Here is a 14418-nt window from a genome sequence, read left to right as displayed (position 1 = left end):
TGGATGTGCTGATAAACAATGCCGGCGTTGGCTACTTCTCATCTGTCGAAGACAGCGACGATGAGGCGGTACGGCAAATGTTTGAGGTCAACTATTTCGGCACGGCATCTATGATTCGGGCGGTACTGCCGGGCATGCGAAAGCGGCGCGCTGGCATGATCGTTAACCTCACGTCTGTAGGCGGTTTGGTCGGTTTCGAAGCGGTCGGCCACTACTGTGCAACGAAATTTGCCGTGGAGGGCTTGTCCGAAAGTCTGCGCGCGGAGGTTTCGCCACTTGGCATTCGGGTGATGACCGTTCAGCCCAGCGCGTTTAGAACTGAGTGGGCCGGCTCTTCGGGCGCTGCGCAAGTTGTCGCTAAGGACTATGAGGCAACCGTAGGAGCCGCAATGCACGCCTACCAGAAGTCTGTCGGCAAACAAGCCGGCGATCCCACTCGCGCAGCGGCAGCAATTTACGCCGCAGTTAAATGCGCAACGCCTCCAGCGCGTCTGTTGTTGGGCAATGAAGCCTATGAGGCCGCGCAGGAGAAACTTACCGCCATGGGGCAAGAATTCAGCGCGTGGGAACCCACGGCGCGGGGCGCGGATTTTCCGGCGCGTTAGCGCATCGGCTATCAAGACGACGGCAGTTCCACTGCTACGGCAGAATCGGGCAAACACCTGACAGGAGTGATGTAACGGGGACGCCGAGGGGTGGGCAACACTAAACGCGTTGATTAACCCGCCCACTTTGAACGGTACGTACCGAGGAGTATCTGTATGGATTCATTGTCCCCGTCCCGCCCGTTAATTTGGCTCTACGCATTCGCTGCGGGTGCCATGATTGCCAATATGTACTACCTGCAGCCTATTCTTTCCCTGGTGGCGAATTCATTTGGCATTCCAGTTTCAACCTCTGGCCTCCTGGTAAGTTGCACTCAGCTTGGCTACACGGTAGGAATTTTGCTGGTCGTTCCTCTCGGTGATGTGCTGGAGAGAAAGTCACTTCTAAGCCTGATGTTTTTGCTGAACGCATTAGCGATGTTTACGGCGGCGGCTAGCCAAAATTTCGTGCTGTTCAGCGCGGCAGTGCTTATCTCCGGAGCGACCGCTTCGGCGGCAATGTTGATCGTGCCCTACGTGGCCTCTATCACCACGGAGCATCAGCGCGGTCGAGTGGTCGGCCTGGTGATGACTGGGGCGTTGTTGGCTATTCCACTGTCCTGGCTGGTTTCTGGTGGCGTTGGCAACACAACGGGTTGGCGGATGGTGTATGCGACCGCAGGGTGTACTGCGCTGATTCTGCTCATGTTGCTCAGAATCACGTTGCCGGCAGAGCCGGAGCGACGGGGTCAGCCAGTTCGCTATCGCAGACTGATGCACTCGTTGTGGCTAATTACCCAGAAGCAGCCAACGCTTCGCCGACGTGCTCTTTATGGTTCGCTGGGAATGGCTAGCTTCAGTAGCTTGTGGACCGGTCTGCCTATCCTGCTGTCGCAACCGCCTTATAGTTTTCCTGCTGCTCGCATCGGCCTGATAGGGCTGACGGGCGTTGCCGGTGCACTGATTCCTGGCTTGATTGGCCGTTTGAGTGATCGCGGCTATAAACACGCTCTGGCTATCGGCTTGGCCACCTTGATGATGCTCGCCTGGGGAGCGTTGTTCTTTGCAACAACTGGGTTGTGGATAATCATTGTCGCGGCAATGGCGCTGAACATTGCCGTAATGGGGCTACAGGTAACCCACCAATCGGTGATCTACAAACTGGACCCGAACGCTAACTCGCGGATCACTGCAGTTTTTATCAGCGTCAATTTTGTCGGCGGTGCGATCGGCTCCGCAGTGGCCAGTATCGGTTTACACTATTTCGGATGGGAAGGCTTGTGCCTGTTGGGTGCAGGTTTGCCTGCGGCACTCCTAGTGATCTATGCAATTAACGAGTGGCCCCGCCCCAGCAGTTCCGGTTCAGTGGACAATCAAATTAGCGCCAAGGAAATCCATTAATGCCCTTACTCGTGCGGGTAGATGTCCGCCCTGGCCGACGTAAATTGCATGAATTTCAGTGACGCTCTTGGGCACGAACGCTTCCAGAACTGATACCAACCTGCCGGCAGCCAGGTCCTGTTCAACTTGGCAAAAACCTAGCTTGGCTAGTCCTCCGCCTAGGACGGCGAGCTCTCGCAATGCGTCTCCATCACTGACGCGAGCATTGCCTGCTACCGGGTACATGCCTTGCCCACCGTTCTCGGTGAGCAAGGACCATTCCATTGCTGGCGGGGAAAAGGTAAAACCCAGACAATTGTGGTGGGCTAGGTCGGCAGGCGAAAGCGGAGTTCCTTTGGCTGCTAGGTAGGCGGGAGAACCTACGATAAATCCTCTGGATTGCCCTAGTCGTTTCGCCACCAGGTTGGAATTTTTCAATGCGCCGCTGCGTATGGCGATATCAGCTCGTGCGTCGATGAGATCGACCACCTCATCGGTCAGAAAAAGTTCGACACTCACGCCTGGATGTAGATCGAGAAACGAGCTGATTATGGGTAGAAAGAGTTGGCGGCCGATGCCCACGTTGCAGCTGATTCTGACCAACCCCTGAGGCGCGGAATTGGCGGATGCTTCGCGCTCTGCTTCATCAAGCTCGGCAAGAATGGCGATGCTGCGCTCGTAGAATGCCGTTCCTTCAGGTGTCAGCAGCTGTTTGCGCGTGGACCGATTCAGCAAGCGGGCCCCGAGGCGGCTTTCCAGGCGGGTCACCAGCTTACTGACGGCGGATGGGGTTATCGCGCATGCCTTTGCAGCCGCTGAATAACCGCCTTCTTCCACCACTTTCACGAACACGCTCATCTCGGCGAAGCAGTTAACATCTAGTCGTCGCATATGAATTCACGTCATAAGTCGTGTGCCTGGGCACGGGCTATATCTCCCCAACTTCGCGCGCATAAGATTTTGCTAACGCGACGTGGGGCTGTCGACTTTGTAAGCAAAGAAGCGGCCAACTCAAACAGTGACGCGTTGTGTGCTCACCCTGTTTTGCAACCGCAGAACATTGCCATGTTGACACCTGCTCGGAGGCTGAAATGACTCACAAACTTCAACTAGTACTCATCCATAACAGCTACGAGTCCGATGGCACTGACAATGCGTTGGTGCAATGGATTACCGCCATTTTGCAAGACCGCAGCGAGTTTGAGCTAAGCGTCCTAGAGCCATTTGATTTGAGGTTTAGAGACGGTTTTTCAGAGCAGCGCGGGCGTCGCGCCTGCTTGAATACGTTAGCGGCTGCAGATGCCTATATCGTCCTGACGCCGGCACGCCACCTTGGCTATGCGCATGGGTTGAAGCCCTTGATGGTGCGTTGGCCTGAGTACCTTCAAGCCCGGCCCGTTTCATTTGTAAGTTATGGCTGCACAACTGGAGCCGAGGCTGAAGTCGAGCAGTTGCGGTGCGAGCTGTTGGATCTGCATGCCATGCCGCTTGGCAGTTGTTTAGCTTTCAATGAGATCGCGGAGCGTTTCAATCTAGGCGCCGAGTTTGAGCGCTATGCGCAGACGCGTGTGCCGATGGCACAGTTGCTCATCCAGCTGGCTTGGTGGGCGCGGGCGTTGAAAGACGCACGAGCCTTCGCTCCCTACCAAAAGGTCGGTTAGTCCTAAAGCCGAAGGTTCTGCCTCCGCCAGGAGCATTGTGCAAAACCTTCGCAGGAATCGCATAACGGCACCTCGCCGTGACTTCTTAATCTTGCTTCAAGACCTGCTGAACAGCGGGAACCTCTGAAGCGAAAACAGGAGTTATAAAATGCACAACATCGAACAGAAAGTCGTCGTGATTACCGGTGCCAGCAGCGGTATTGGCGAAGCGACCGCTCGCCTTCTCGCTAGCAAAGGAGCCCGTGTTGTCTTGGGAGCGCGCCGTACCGATCGGCTCGAGGCCTTGGCAGGAGAAATTCGTGCAGCGGGCGGTATCGCCGATGTGCTGCCCCTGGATGTAACCAGCCTGGATGACATGCAGTCGTTCATCGACTTCGCTGTCGAGCTTCATGGTCGCGTTGACGTGCTGGTAAACAATGCCGGGGTCATGCCGCTGTCCAAATTGGAAGCGCTGAAAGTCAATGAGTGGAATCAAATGATCGATGTGAACATCCGTGGAGTACTGCATGGCATTGCCGCGACCTTGCCTCTTATGCAGCAACAGCGAGCGGGCCAGATCATCAATATCGCCTCCATTGGTGCGTATGCCGTAAGCCCTACCGCTGCTGTGTACTGCGCTACCAAGTATGCCGTTCGTGCCATTTCCGAAGGGCTTCGCCAGGAGGTAGGCGGCGACATCCGTGTCACCGTTATCGCTCCCGGTGTCACCGAGTCCGAGTTAGCGGAGAGTATTTCTGATGAAGGCGGACGTGCAGAGATGCGTGAGTTCCGCAAGATCGCCATTCCTGCTTCGGCCATTGCGCGCGCTATTGCCTATGCCGTCGAGCAACCTGCTGATGTGGACGTCAGCGAATTGATCGTGCGCCCTACCGCAAGCCCATTCTGATTATCTTATCGCCCGTTTGCAGAGGAGAAGGTTATGGCGCAGCCATCCGGAGACCAGAACAAGTACGTTGGCATGTGGGTGACAGCCGACGGTCGTATTCGCCATGAATTGTTGCCAGACGGCCGCTATGACGAGGCTCGGGGAGGGCAAAAAAGTGCCTACCAAGGTCGTTATTGGCTGGAGGGCGATCATATCGAATACGTTGACGACACCGGCTTCACCGCCGACGGTGAATTCCGCGGTGACGTGCTGTACCACGCCGGGATGGTGCTTTATCCCGAGCGTTGAACCGGAGGCCGGAATGGAGACATTCCGGCCTTTTTTATGTGATGTCCATGCAACCAATAGCCCGCCTTAGTGCGGGCGGTTGTGTTGAATCCCCAGCAGTTCACAAGGTCTGAGGGTGAAGTAAAGGTTTCATGGCGCCGGTAACTGCAACTCTCGGTGGATGGCTTGAACTTATTGGGAGGAACTACGTGAACATGGACCTGACTGAGCGAACCTCCGCCCAAGGATTGGAGGCTTACATTCGTGGCGAACGTCTTGCTGCTTCGGACAGTCTGGCAGCCCGCGATATATTGGTTCAGATCTTCAATCGGGAGCGTGAGGAGGACAACTTTATCGTTCCCGCCGTGGCTGAGCCCTTGTTGGTGTGGGTCATCTCAGGAACCGCCGTTGTAGAGGAGCGAACGCTTGGGGGCGAGTGGGAAACCAGTCACGTGGCCAAGGGCGATTTCTTTTTGACATCCTCGGCAGAACCTTACGAGATGCGCTGGAAGGTTTCCGGTGCAGATGCATTCGAGGTCATGCACATCTATCTCGGGATCCCTTTGCTCGAGAAAGCCATTCAGGAAGTACTCGGCGGCTCTGGCGCTGTCCGTTTGCGAGATATATCGGGTGGGCATGATGAGCTGCTGTCCATGCTGCTGGAGCAGATCCGCGTGGAGCTGACTGGCCATAAAGCCGTTAGCGCACTTTTTCTGCAGGGACTCGCCCAATGCATGGCCGTCCACCTTGCTCGTGAGTACTTGGACAGTTCTGCTGACGATATTACCCATCGCAATGCACTGCCTGCCTTCAAGCTGCGACGCGTCTTGGCGACCATGGAAGCCAATCTGCCTGGGGAGTTCAGCCTTGGGGAACTGGCCGAAGAGGTCGGCATGAGCGAATACCACTTCAGCCGGCTGTTCAAAAAAGCTACCGGGCATTCACCGTCTCAATTCTTTATCCGACTGCGAATGGCCAGAGCCCGGCAACTTCTTTTGGAAACGGATCAAAGCATCATCGATATTGGCCTGGAGGTCGGCTACAGCAGTCCGAGCCATTTTTCTCAGGTCTTCAAACGAGAAGTCGGCCTTACGCCCAGCCAATACCGCAAATGATGATTTCGAAGCGAAGATTTACAGGTTTTGTGAACGGAACTGCTCGTGGAAGTCCAAGGTTTCCCCTGCAACCATAAACTGCCCTTGGCCCCTGTAGTGGAGGGTTTTTGGATCTTTCACCGACAACGCAACGTGTGCTCTGACGACTTCCCACACGAACAAGCCGTACTCGCCGATTAGATTCGAGTCGAACAACTGGCATTCAAAATTGGCATAGCATTCTTTAATCAGCGGAGCCTTTACCTGGTCTGCCGGAGTCGGAGTGAGGTCAAACTCTACGAACTTGTCGAAGGCTGAGCCGGTGCTGTTTCCCACCGCGACGACCTGATCTGCCAGCTCAACTGTGGGTATATTGATAACGCATTGCTGACTGTTTCGGATCAGCTCGTAGCTATGGTTTCCCGTCCAGATGTAGCAGCCAAACAGGGCGGGAGAAAACTGCATCATCATGTGCCAGCCCATGGTCATGATGTTGGTCTCACCTTTCCAGGCTGAAGTCACTAGAACGATAGGCCCGGTCTCTAGATGTTGGCGGACGTCTATCAGTGGGAAGTCGGATTTTCGATATGCGGCCATGACGCCTCCGTTGAATAGTCGTATGGATAAAAAACGCGTGGTGCAGGGCAACCCTGCACCACGCGAATTGAGACGAAGCATTAGCCCACCGGGATGCTCATGCCGCCATCGGCCATGACCACTGAACCGACGATAAAGCTGGCGCGCTCGGAGGCCAGGAAGGACACGATCTCGGCGATCTCTTCTGGCGCCGCAGCGCGGCCAATGGGCGCAGATTTGCCGTGCTCCTCCAGGAAACCGCGGCCGTCGTCCATGAAATGGTTCAACAGGTTGGTCACCACATCGCCAACGCCGATGGCGTTTACACGGATGCCATGCTCGATCGCTTCCAGCGCCTGGGTGCGCGTCAATTGGGCCAAGGCACCTTTGGACGCGGTGTAGGCCGCGATGCCTGGAAATGCAAAGTACGAGGCATAGGACGCAATATTTACGATCGCACCAGATTTGTTTTTCATCATTTCCTTCATTGCTTCACGGGAGTGAAGGAAGGCACCGGTGACGTTGGTTTCCATTTGCCAAGTCCAGTCTTCGCGAGTCATTTCGATGACCGGTTTGTAAAGAATGCGCCCGGCGTTATTCACCAGGACGTCCAACTTGCCGAACTTTTCGACAGCCAGGGCGACCGCTTTTTCTGCCGAGCCGTCTACGGTGATGTCCGCCACAAAGGGAACGATGCCGGGGCGCTCAAGGGCATTGACGGATGGGTCGATGTCCTCTGCGATCACTTTCGCACCGCGAGAGTGGAGGAGCTCAGTAATGGCTTTACCAATACCGCTGGCCGCTCCGGTAACCAGGATTACTTTGTCTGCTACTTCATTGGGGGTTGGGGTGAAGTCAGTCATGTCATGTCTCCAAGTAGTCATTGGGGCGTCGCTTTCGACGGCTCCAATTTCCCTCTTTTTGACATGCACCTCTTTGGCAGCCTTGCTCAGCCTGTCGGGGTTTTGCTCCTTTATGTGATGTCCTGGTCCAGGTGCGTAGATGGCAATATCTGGCGCTCTTCGTTCGAGTGGCTTTAGGGCTGCGGTTTTTATGGGGTTGAAGCCTTCGGAGTCAGATCCCTAGTGGCTGCATTTTTGGTGTAAGCAAGCCAGCTGTTTCGCCGCCGTCGATGGTTAGTGATGTGCCGTTGACGTAGCTAGACGCGGGGGACAGCAGCCAGCAAATAGCGGCCGCTACTTCTTCCGGACTGGCCAAGCGCCCAGCGGCAATACGAGATGTCAGGGCTGCAGTTTTATGGGCATCCGCCATGATGCCGCTCATCATCCGGGTAGCGATTTGTCCAGGGCATACTGCGTTGAAGCGAACTTCCGTTCCGTACTCCAGAGCTAAAGCCTGGGTAAGCCCAAGCAGAGCTGCCTTGCTTGCGCAGTAGGTCGCCAAGCCTTGCTCTCCGGTCTTTCCTGCGATGGACGATACGTTAACGACAGCGCCCTGACCTTTTTGCAGCCCCGGCAAAGCGTGCTTGATATAAAAGAATGCGGAGCGCGTGTTCACCTCAAACATGGTGTCCCACTCTGATTGGGATGTTTCATGGAAGATGTTACGCCCGGCCATTCCAGCATTATTGACTAGTCCCTTGAGCGAGCCGTGTCCTGCTTCCAGTGCCACGGAGACAACGTGCTGGCAATCAGCTTCATTACGCACATCGCCAAGGACAAATCGGGCGGTAGGCACGCGTTCTTCCAATGCGGCGCCTGCGTCTTGATCGCGGCCCGTAAAAATCACGTCGAAGCCTTCGCTCGCCAACATCTCTACTGTGGCGGCGCCAATGCCGTGAGTGCCGCCGGTGACGATATACATGTTCAATTCTCCTGAGGTTTATTGCGCTGCGTGCGCAGAGTGAGAAATGTTGTGGTGAGCAGCCCGGCGATGCCGATCAGGAGCAAAAAGGTCGACATGGCGACGATAGATGGATCAATGGTGTCGCGAATGCCGTCGAACATCTGCCGAGGTAATGTGCGTTGGCTCGGTCCGCCGATAAACAACGCGACGACTATTTCATCGAAGGAAGTCATGAAGGCAAATAAGGCGCCTGACCCCACACCGGGTGTGATGATAGGTAGGGCGATGCCTATAAAAGCTCGTGTAGGTGAGGCACCAGACATGGCGGCGGCTTTGAGCAAGGTCATGTCGAACCCTTGCAGGCTGGCAGCAACGCTGATCAATACAAACGGCGTGGCCAACACGGTATGAGCCAGTATCAGGCCAGTCATGGTGCCGGTAAGACCTAACTGGCCGAACAGGAAATACATGCCCAAGCCGGAAATCACCGGGGGAAAGATCATCGGCGAAATCAATAGGCCTAGCAGGCTACCCGCTGCCGGTAGATCACGCCGAGCAAAGGCCAACGCAGCAAGCGTACCGAGCACTGTGGAAAGCAACGTTGAGATAAGGCCGATCACCAGACTATTGCTGAGCGCTTGCATCCAGGGGCCGCTGGTAAATACGCGCTCGTACCATTGCAGAGAAAATCCAGGCAATGGATAGGATAGGAATGAGCCGCTACTGAACGAGATCGGTACCACGGCCAACAAGGGCGCGATCATGAACAAGCTCATGAGTACGCCGAACAGCAGATGTGCTTTACGGGCGATAGCAGCCAGGAAGAAATGGTTCATAGGGCGTTACTCCCTCAGCGCAAGCCAGCGATTTGGCGGATACCCACCAGTCTCGCGGCCAGTAGGTAAATGAACAGCACACAGGCAATCAAAACCAAGCCAAGCGCCGAGGCCATGCCCCAATTGACAGTGGTATTGGTATAGAAGGCGATGAAGTAGCCGAGCATTTGCTCGCGCGCACTGCCGACTAGTGTTGGGGTTACGTAATAGCCTGCTGCGACGATGAAGGTCAGCAATGTGCCAGACCCGATCCCGGTGAGGGTCATAGGAAGGTAGACGTGGAAGAACCCACGCAATGGGTGAGCGCCAAGGGATGCCGATGCGCGCATAAAGTGGGGCGGAATGCTCTTCATCGTGTTGTACAAGGGCAGCACGCTGAACGGCAGCAGTATGTGAACCATGACGATGTACACACCTAGCAGGTTGAAAATCATCGGCAATGGGTGCTCGGTCAGACCGAGCCGCATGAGTAACGAGTTGACGATGCCTTTCTCCTGCAATACGACAATCCAGGCGGTCGTTCTCGCCAGCAGCGATGTCCAGAAGGGAAGCATGACGGCCAGCATTAGCAGAACCTGCATCGGCCTAGATGCCTTCACCATCAGCGCTGCAAAAGGAAAGCCTAGAACCAGGCATAGCAGAGAAACGATCAGGGCAATCTTCAGCGTCTTGAGGATTAGATCGATGTAAACGCGCTGGTCTTCGGCGACCGCTTCAATGCCATGATCGGTCTGCTTTAGGTCAATCGCGGCCAGCAGGTAGTAAGGACTGTAAGCGGGGGAAGCACGTCGAAAATCTTCCCATAGTGCTGGTGAAACCCAGCGGGGATCCACGGCCGCTAGGCGTTGCTGCGCGGTCGTGGCTGCCCGCGTATTCCCATCAAGCGGCTTTTTGTAGTGGCGTGCGGTGCTCATGATTAGAAAGCGATAGCCACTGTTTTCGTAGTTCAGGCGCCGTGCGGCTTCGCCAATCACCGCGATGTTTGGCGCACTGAGGAAGTCGTCCTCAAGTGCCTCAAACGTCTGCTCTGTAGGTAATGTGCCCGAAGCGGCGGCGTGGTTCTCGGCCAGAGCCGCGATGGTTCTGGGAAAGGCTTGCAAGAGCTCGGGATTGCTTACTGCTCGGTACAGCATCATGCCGATCGGAAGAGCGAAAAAAACTCCGGTGTATGCCAGCAGCGGCAACAGCAGCAACATGGAAAACGCGCGCCTGCGCCGGTTGGAACGCTGATGAGCATCCACCAGCGACGCGTTTTTCGGGGGCAATGTGTCAATCGCGGAAGCGGACATAATCAGACTCACCTTGCTGAAACGATACCGGACAGCGCCCACGTCGCCGTTGGCGCTGTCATCGAGCTGGATTACTGAGCGACCCAGCGTGTAAACCGGTTCATCAAGTCTTCCTCGTAGTTGACCCAGAACGGTGTATCCAGCAATAGGGCGTCTTTCATATTGGCTGGTGCATTGGGCAAGGCGTTTACGGTCTTGGTGTCTAAAGCGGCGCTGGCTTTGGTATTTACGATGCCGTAGGGAATCGCATGAGCGAAGTCTCCCTGTGCTTTGGCGCTGAGGATGTAATCCAGCAGTTGGTAGCTCTGTTGTTTGTTGGGCGTGTTCTTGATGATGGTCCAGTAGTCCATGCTGTACAGCTGCTGCTGCCAGATCAGGGGGAAATTGCTGCCCTGTTGATTGGCGATGGCGATGCGTCCGTTGTAGGCCGCAGTTACCGTCACGTTTCCGGCGGCCAGCCACTCGAGCGGCTGTGCGCCAGTTTCCCACCATTGAATGAATGGCTTGATCTCATCCAACTTCGCGAAGGCACGGTCTTGGCCTTCCTTGGTAGCAAGAACCTTATAGATATCAGCCGGCGCGACTCCGTCAGCCATAAGAGCAATCTCCAAGGTCATACGCGCTTGTTTACGCAGGCCGCGCTTGCCAGGCCACTTCTTCACATCCCAGAAGTCTGCCCAGCTTTTTGGACCATCCGCGCCAAATTTTTTCTGGTCGTAGGTCATGACTTCAGACCAGATAAATGCCCCCACCCCGCAGGTAGAGAACGCTTCAGGATTAACCTCCGGAGCATTCTTCAGCTGCTGATGATCGAGCTCTTCGAGCAGCCCCTGCTCGCAAGCCAACTCCATTTCGTTCTGGTCCATCTGCACCAGGTCCCAAGTCGGATTTCCAGATTCGACCATCGCCTTCTGTTTCGCCAGGCCACCACCATAAGTGTCCTGGACTACAGGCTTGCCACTCTGCGCAGCAAAGGGTTTGAAGTAAGCCTTATCGAAGGCCTCCTGGGTGGCTCCGCCGAAACCGACGGCGGTCAGGTCGCGTGCTTGGGTCAAGGTGCTGGCGGCTGCCAAAATGAGAGCGAGGGTGAGGCGTTTGTTAAGTGACGACATGCTGCTTTCTCCTGCACAAGGAATAACCGTTGGTGTCTGCAAGACATGGAAAGGGCAGAAGAAATGCTCAGGTCGAATGATCGAAGCTTTGCATGGTGAGAACCTTCTTATTGTTGTGGGTGCGGTGTTTCCAGGCCGCAGTGCAAATGGCTACTGCGGTTAGCGCGCTGTGAAGACACGCGCGTCTTCCGGGTTCCAGGTAAAGCCGACGGGCTGGCCATTACGCAGGGCATTGATCGACTGATCGTTGGCGGTTTTGACGATCAAGGTGTCGCCGTTGCTGAGCTTGAGATGAACGCGTATGTGATCGCCCAGGTACACACGGTCAGCGAGGGTGGCCTGATAGCTGGATGGGCCAATTGCGCATAGGCGGACTTTTTCTGGCCGGATGAGTAGCTGAATGTCTTGACCAGTAGCGCCCAGCGCCCCGACGGCCACTCCGCGCGTGTTTAAACCAGCGTTCAGCGCCACATCCACCTGTTCGCCTTGACGACCTTTGAGCTGGCCATGCAACACGTTGTTCTCACCAATGAAGGTGGCGACGTAGGCATTTTCAGGGTGTTCGTACAAAGTGGTGGGTGCACCGATTTGGGCGATGTCGCCTTGATGGAAGACTGCCACCCGGTCGGACATGGTCAGCGCTTCGCCCTGGTCATGGGTGACATACACAACGGTCACCCCGAGACTGCGATGCAACTGTTTGATCTCGTACTGCATGTGTTCGCGCAGATTCTTGTCCAGCGCTCCTAATGGTTCGTCCATAAGGATCACTTGCGGCTCGAAGACCATGGCCCGCGCCAGAGCAACGCGTTGCTGTTGGCCACCTGATAGCTCTGAGGGGCGCCGTAGTTGCATGTCATGCAACTGCACCATGTCGATGGCGCGCTTGACCTTGGTCTCGATGGTGCTGCGGTCAAGCCCGCGCATTTTCAGGGGGTAGGCAAGGTTCTCGGACACAGTCATATGCGGAAACAGGGCGTAGTTCTGGAACACCATTCCCATGCCGCGCTTGTGTGCCGGAACGTTTTGGATGGGTTTGCCCGCCATACGGATTTCACCTCGGGTGGGTGTTTCAAATCCGGCCAGCATCATTAGCGTTGTGGTTTTTCCCGACCCTGATGCACCGAGCAATGTAAGGAACTCACCCTTGGCGATGGAGAGGTTTAGGTCCTTTATGACCAGAGTTTTGCCGTCGTAACTCTTCTGAACGTGAGTGAGATCAATCAACGAGGACGGAGAGTGCGCTGCGCTGTTCATGGGCGTTGTCCAATGGATTGGTAAACGTCATTGAGGGCGGCAGTCAGGCGCTCAACCATTGCTTGGATTTGTTCTGGGGTAATGATGAAAGGAGGTGCGAGGGCGATAGAGTCACCCATGTTGCGGACGATCAGGCCCTGTTTACGCGCCGCAAGTTCAACCTGGGCGCCGATGGCCAGACTGGCCGGAAAGAAGGCTCGAGTGTTTTTGTCCGCAACCAGCTCCAAACCTGCCAGTAGACCAATGCCACGAACCTCTCCAATCAAGGGATGTTCGAGCAAAGGAGATAGCGCTTCATGCAGCACCTTGCCCATGCCCAGGTTATGAGCAGGCAGGCCCATCTCTTGGTAGATATCCAGCGCTTCGAGCGCAACAGCAGCAGCTACCGGGTGGCCAGAGTAAGTGAACCCATGACCGAAACCATTCAGTTGTTGGCTCTGCAGTTCCAGCACCTCATAAACTGAACCGCTGACGACGGCGCAGGATATGGGTTGATAGCCCGCTGACAGGCTCTTAGCGCACGCTTTCATATCAGGGGTGAAGCCCATGTTCTGATGGCCAAACCAACGGCCTGTGCGACCAAAGCCACAAATGATTTCGTCCGATAGCATCAGGATGTCATGGCGCTTGAGCAGCGCCTGGACCGCTGCGAAATAGCCCGTTGGAGGCACGATTACGCCACCGGCGCCCATGATTGGTTCGCTGATAAACGCGGCAATGTTCTCTGCCCCTTCTGATTCGATTCTCCTTTGCAGATCGGCGATCAAACGGTCTCGAAACTCAACCTCAGACTCTTCGGGTAGACCGTTGCGGTAGTGATGCGGGCACTCAATGCGTATCACACCGTCCAGGGGTAAACCGAATGCAGCATGCATATTTGGTAGTCCGGATAGGGTGGCGCCCATAACAGTCGAGCCATGAAAGCCCTTTTGATGAGCGATGACTTTGCGCTTCTGTGGATTCCCTCGTGCGCGGTGATATGCCCAAGCCATCTTGACCATCGAGTCGTTTGCTTCTGAACCGGAACAGGCAAAAAAAACCTTCGCTTCAGGCATATCACTTAGCACTGCAACGCGTTCGGCCAAGCGGGCCGTTACCTCAGAAACCCTGTGGTTGAACGTGTGGTAGTACGGCAGCACGTTGAATTGATGGTGGGCGGCTTCCACTAAACGCTGGTTGGAAAAACCTAAGCTCGCACACCACAAACCCGACATGCCTTCGATGTATTCCTGGCCTTGCTCGTCAATGACATAGATGCCGTCGCCACGTGCGATGACCAGTGGCCCCTGCTGCTGATGGCGGTGCAAGTTGGTCTGCGAATGCAAGTGGAAGCGTCTGTCTATCTGGCCTGTAGCGCTTGATTCAGACCTTGTCAGTGTGAGCATAGCGGGGGTCTCCAAACCTTTAGATAACATATAACTTATATGATGTGTGCTTCGAACAAAAAAAATCAACCTGGTTTTTTGAGCTTTTCAGCCCGCAAAAAAAGTACCGCCAACAGGTTGTTCATGCAACATATATCTTATAAGTTGTAAGAAGGGGGCCGTGAGCACGGCTATGCCAACCACACATATTCAGGAAATGCAGCCATGTCGATTGCCCATTCCGGTCAGGCTAGTGACGGTTTTTCGTCCGCTCTGAGTCCGGAGCTCGTCGAGAATCTCAAGGAG

General features: G+C 55.4%; 15 protein-coding genes. 6 read left to right on the top strand and 9 right to left on the bottom strand.

Annotated features, from left to right (window positions below; translation table 11 throughout):
* Window positions 1–605, top strand: a 605-nt coding sequence (locus AAAB16_RS05595; protein WP_340662447.1) for an SDR family NAD(P)-dependent oxidoreductase, incomplete at its 5' end; no start/stop codon positions are given.
* A gap of 156 nt (window positions 606–761) precedes the next feature.
* Window positions 762–1985, top strand: coding sequence for an MFS transporter (locus AAAB16_RS05590; RefSeq protein WP_340662446.1), 1224 nt, complete (start codon window positions 762–764; stop codon window positions 1983–1985).
* Here the strand turns inward: AAAB16_RS05590 and AAAB16_RS05585 are convergent.
* Window positions 1947–2855 (bottom strand): LysR family transcriptional regulator, encoded by a 909-nt coding sequence (locus AAAB16_RS05585; protein WP_340662445.1) that lies wholly within the window; start codon window positions 2853–2855, stop codon window positions 1947–1949. The genes AAAB16_RS05590 and AAAB16_RS05585 overlap by 39 nt on opposite strands.
* 200 nt (window positions 2856–3055) lie before the next feature.
* Between AAAB16_RS05585 and AAAB16_RS05580 the strand changes: the two genes are divergently transcribed.
* The 4 genes from AAAB16_RS05580 (at window position 3056) to AAAB16_RS05565 (ending at window position 5893) form a co-directional block, all read left to right on the top strand.
* Window positions 3056–3625, top strand: a complete 570-nt coding sequence (locus AAAB16_RS05580; RefSeq protein ID WP_340662444.1) for an NAD(P)H-dependent oxidoreductase — start codon at window positions 3056–3058, stop codon at window positions 3623–3625.
* A 148-nt stretch (window positions 3626–3773) separates the two neighbouring features.
* Window positions 3774–4511, top strand: coding sequence for an SDR family oxidoreductase (locus tag AAAB16_RS05575; RefSeq protein ID WP_340662443.1), 738 nt, complete (start codon window positions 3774–3776; stop codon window positions 4509–4511).
* 33 nt (window positions 4512–4544) lie between these two features.
* Window positions 4545–4799 carry an Atu4866 domain-containing protein gene (locus AAAB16_RS05570; protein WP_340662442.1) on the top strand — a complete coding sequence of 85 codons (255 nt, stop codon included), beginning with the start codon at window positions 4545–4547 and terminating at the stop codon, window positions 4797–4799.
* Between the two features lie 194 nt (window positions 4800–4993).
* Window positions 4994–5893, top strand: a complete 900-nt coding sequence (locus AAAB16_RS05565) for an AraC family transcriptional regulator (protein WP_340662448.1) — start codon at window positions 4994–4996, stop codon at window positions 5891–5893.
* Between the two features lie 18 nt (window positions 5894–5911).
* Here AAAB16_RS05565 and AAAB16_RS05560 read toward each other — a convergent pair whose 3' ends face one another.
* The 8 genes from AAAB16_RS05560 to AAAB16_RS05525 form a co-directional block, all read right to left on the bottom strand.
* Window positions 5912–6469, bottom strand: a complete 558-nt coding sequence (locus AAAB16_RS05560) for a flavin reductase family protein (RefSeq protein WP_340662441.1) — start codon at window positions 6467–6469, stop codon at window positions 5912–5914.
* An 80-nt stretch (window positions 6470–6549) separates the two neighbouring features.
* Complete coding sequence (locus AAAB16_RS05555) at window positions 6550–7311, bottom strand: SDR family oxidoreductase (RefSeq protein ID WP_340662440.1); 762 nt, start codon at window positions 7309–7311, stop codon at window positions 6550–6552.
* Between the two features lie 211 nt (window positions 7312–7522).
* The gene (locus AAAB16_RS05550) at window positions 7523–8272 is read right to left on the bottom strand and encodes an SDR family NAD(P)-dependent oxidoreductase (RefSeq protein WP_340662439.1); all 750 of its coding nucleotides are present in this window, start codon (window positions 8270–8272) and stop codon (window positions 7523–7525) included.
* A 2-nt stretch (window positions 8273–8274) separates the two neighbouring features.
* A complete protein-coding gene (locus AAAB16_RS05545) occupies window positions 8275–9090 on the bottom strand; it encodes an ABC transporter permease (RefSeq protein ID WP_340662438.1) in 816 nt (271 codons plus the stop codon).
* A 14-nt stretch (window positions 9091–9104) separates the two neighbouring features.
* Window positions 9105–10379, bottom strand: a complete 1275-nt coding sequence (locus AAAB16_RS05540) for an ABC transporter permease (RefSeq protein WP_340662437.1) — start codon at window positions 10377–10379, stop codon at window positions 9105–9107.
* A gap of 71 nt (window positions 10380–10450) precedes the next feature.
* Window positions 10451–11491 (bottom strand): ABC transporter substrate-binding protein, encoded by a 1041-nt coding sequence (locus tag AAAB16_RS05535; RefSeq protein ID WP_340662436.1) that lies wholly within the window; start codon window positions 11489–11491, stop codon window positions 10451–10453.
* Window positions 11492–11650: 159 nt separating this feature from the next.
* The gene (locus AAAB16_RS05530; protein WP_340662435.1) at window positions 11651–12748 is read right to left on the bottom strand and encodes an ABC transporter ATP-binding protein; all 1098 of its coding nucleotides are present in this window, start codon (window positions 12746–12748) and stop codon (window positions 11651–11653) included.
* On the bottom strand, window positions 12745–14133 hold the full coding sequence (locus AAAB16_RS05525; protein ID WP_340662434.1) for an aminotransferase: 1389 nt from the start codon (window positions 14131–14133) through the stop codon (window positions 12745–12747). The genes AAAB16_RS05530 and AAAB16_RS05525 overlap by 4 nt, the downstream gene beginning before the upstream one ends.
* Window positions 14134–14418: the final 285 nt, after the last annotated feature.

Source organism: Pseudomonas sp. (genome assembly GCF_037994325.1).
GTDB lineage: Bacteria > Pseudomonadota > Gammaproteobacteria > Pseudomonadales > Pseudomonadaceae > Aquipseudomonas.
The sequence above is the reverse complement of the archived record's forward strand: the minus strand, read 5'-3'. Positions and strand labels throughout refer to the sequence as shown.

Bases quoted from the DNA above. Each gene is read 5' to 3' on its own strand.
- AAAB16_RS05590 (WP_340662446.1), top strand. From the start codon at position 762: ATGGATTCATTGTCCCCGTCCCGCCCGTTAATTTGGCTCTACGCATTC.
- AAAB16_RS05585 (WP_340662445.1), bottom strand. From the start codon at position 2,855: ATGCGACGACTAGATGTTAACTGCTTCGCCGAGATGAGCGTGTTCGTG.
- AAAB16_RS05580 (WP_340662444.1), top strand. From the start codon at position 3,056: ATGACTCACAAACTTCAACTAGTACTCATCCATAACAGCTACGAGTCC.
- AAAB16_RS05575 (WP_340662443.1), top strand. From the start codon at position 3,774: ATGCACAACATCGAACAGAAAGTCGTCGTGATTACCGGTGCCAGCAGC.
- AAAB16_RS05570 (WP_340662442.1), top strand. From the start codon at position 4,545: ATGGCGCAGCCATCCGGAGACCAGAACAAGTACGTTGGCATGTGGGTG.
- AAAB16_RS05565 (WP_340662448.1), top strand. From the start codon at position 4,994: ATGGACCTGACTGAGCGAACCTCCGCCCAAGGATTGGAGGCTTACATT.
- AAAB16_RS05560 (WP_340662441.1), bottom strand. From the start codon at position 6,469: ATGGCCGCATATCGAAAATCCGACTTCCCACTGATAGACGTCCGCCAA.
- AAAB16_RS05555 (WP_340662440.1), bottom strand. From the start codon at position 7,311: ATGACTGACTTCACCCCAACCCCCAATGAAGTAGCAGACAAAGTAATC.
- AAAB16_RS05550 (WP_340662439.1), bottom strand. From the start codon at position 8,272: ATGTATATCGTCACCGGCGGCACTCACGGCATTGGCGCCGCCACAGTA.
- AAAB16_RS05545 (WP_340662438.1), bottom strand. From the start codon at position 9,090: ATGAACCATTTCTTCCTGGCTGCTATCGCCCGTAAAGCACATCTGCTG.
- AAAB16_RS05540 (WP_340662437.1), bottom strand. From the start codon at position 10,379: ATGTCCGCTTCCGCGATTGACACATTGCCCCCGAAAAACGCGTCGCTG.
- AAAB16_RS05535 (WP_340662436.1), bottom strand. From the start codon at position 11,491: ATGTCGTCACTTAACAAACGCCTCACCCTCGCTCTCATTTTGGCAGCC.
- AAAB16_RS05530 (WP_340662435.1), bottom strand. From the start codon at position 12,748: ATGAACAGCGCAGCGCACTCTCCGTCCTCGTTGATTGATCTCACTCAC.
- AAAB16_RS05525 (WP_340662434.1), bottom strand. From the start codon at position 14,133: ATGCTCACACTGACAAGGTCTGAATCAAGCGCTACAGGCCAGATAGAC.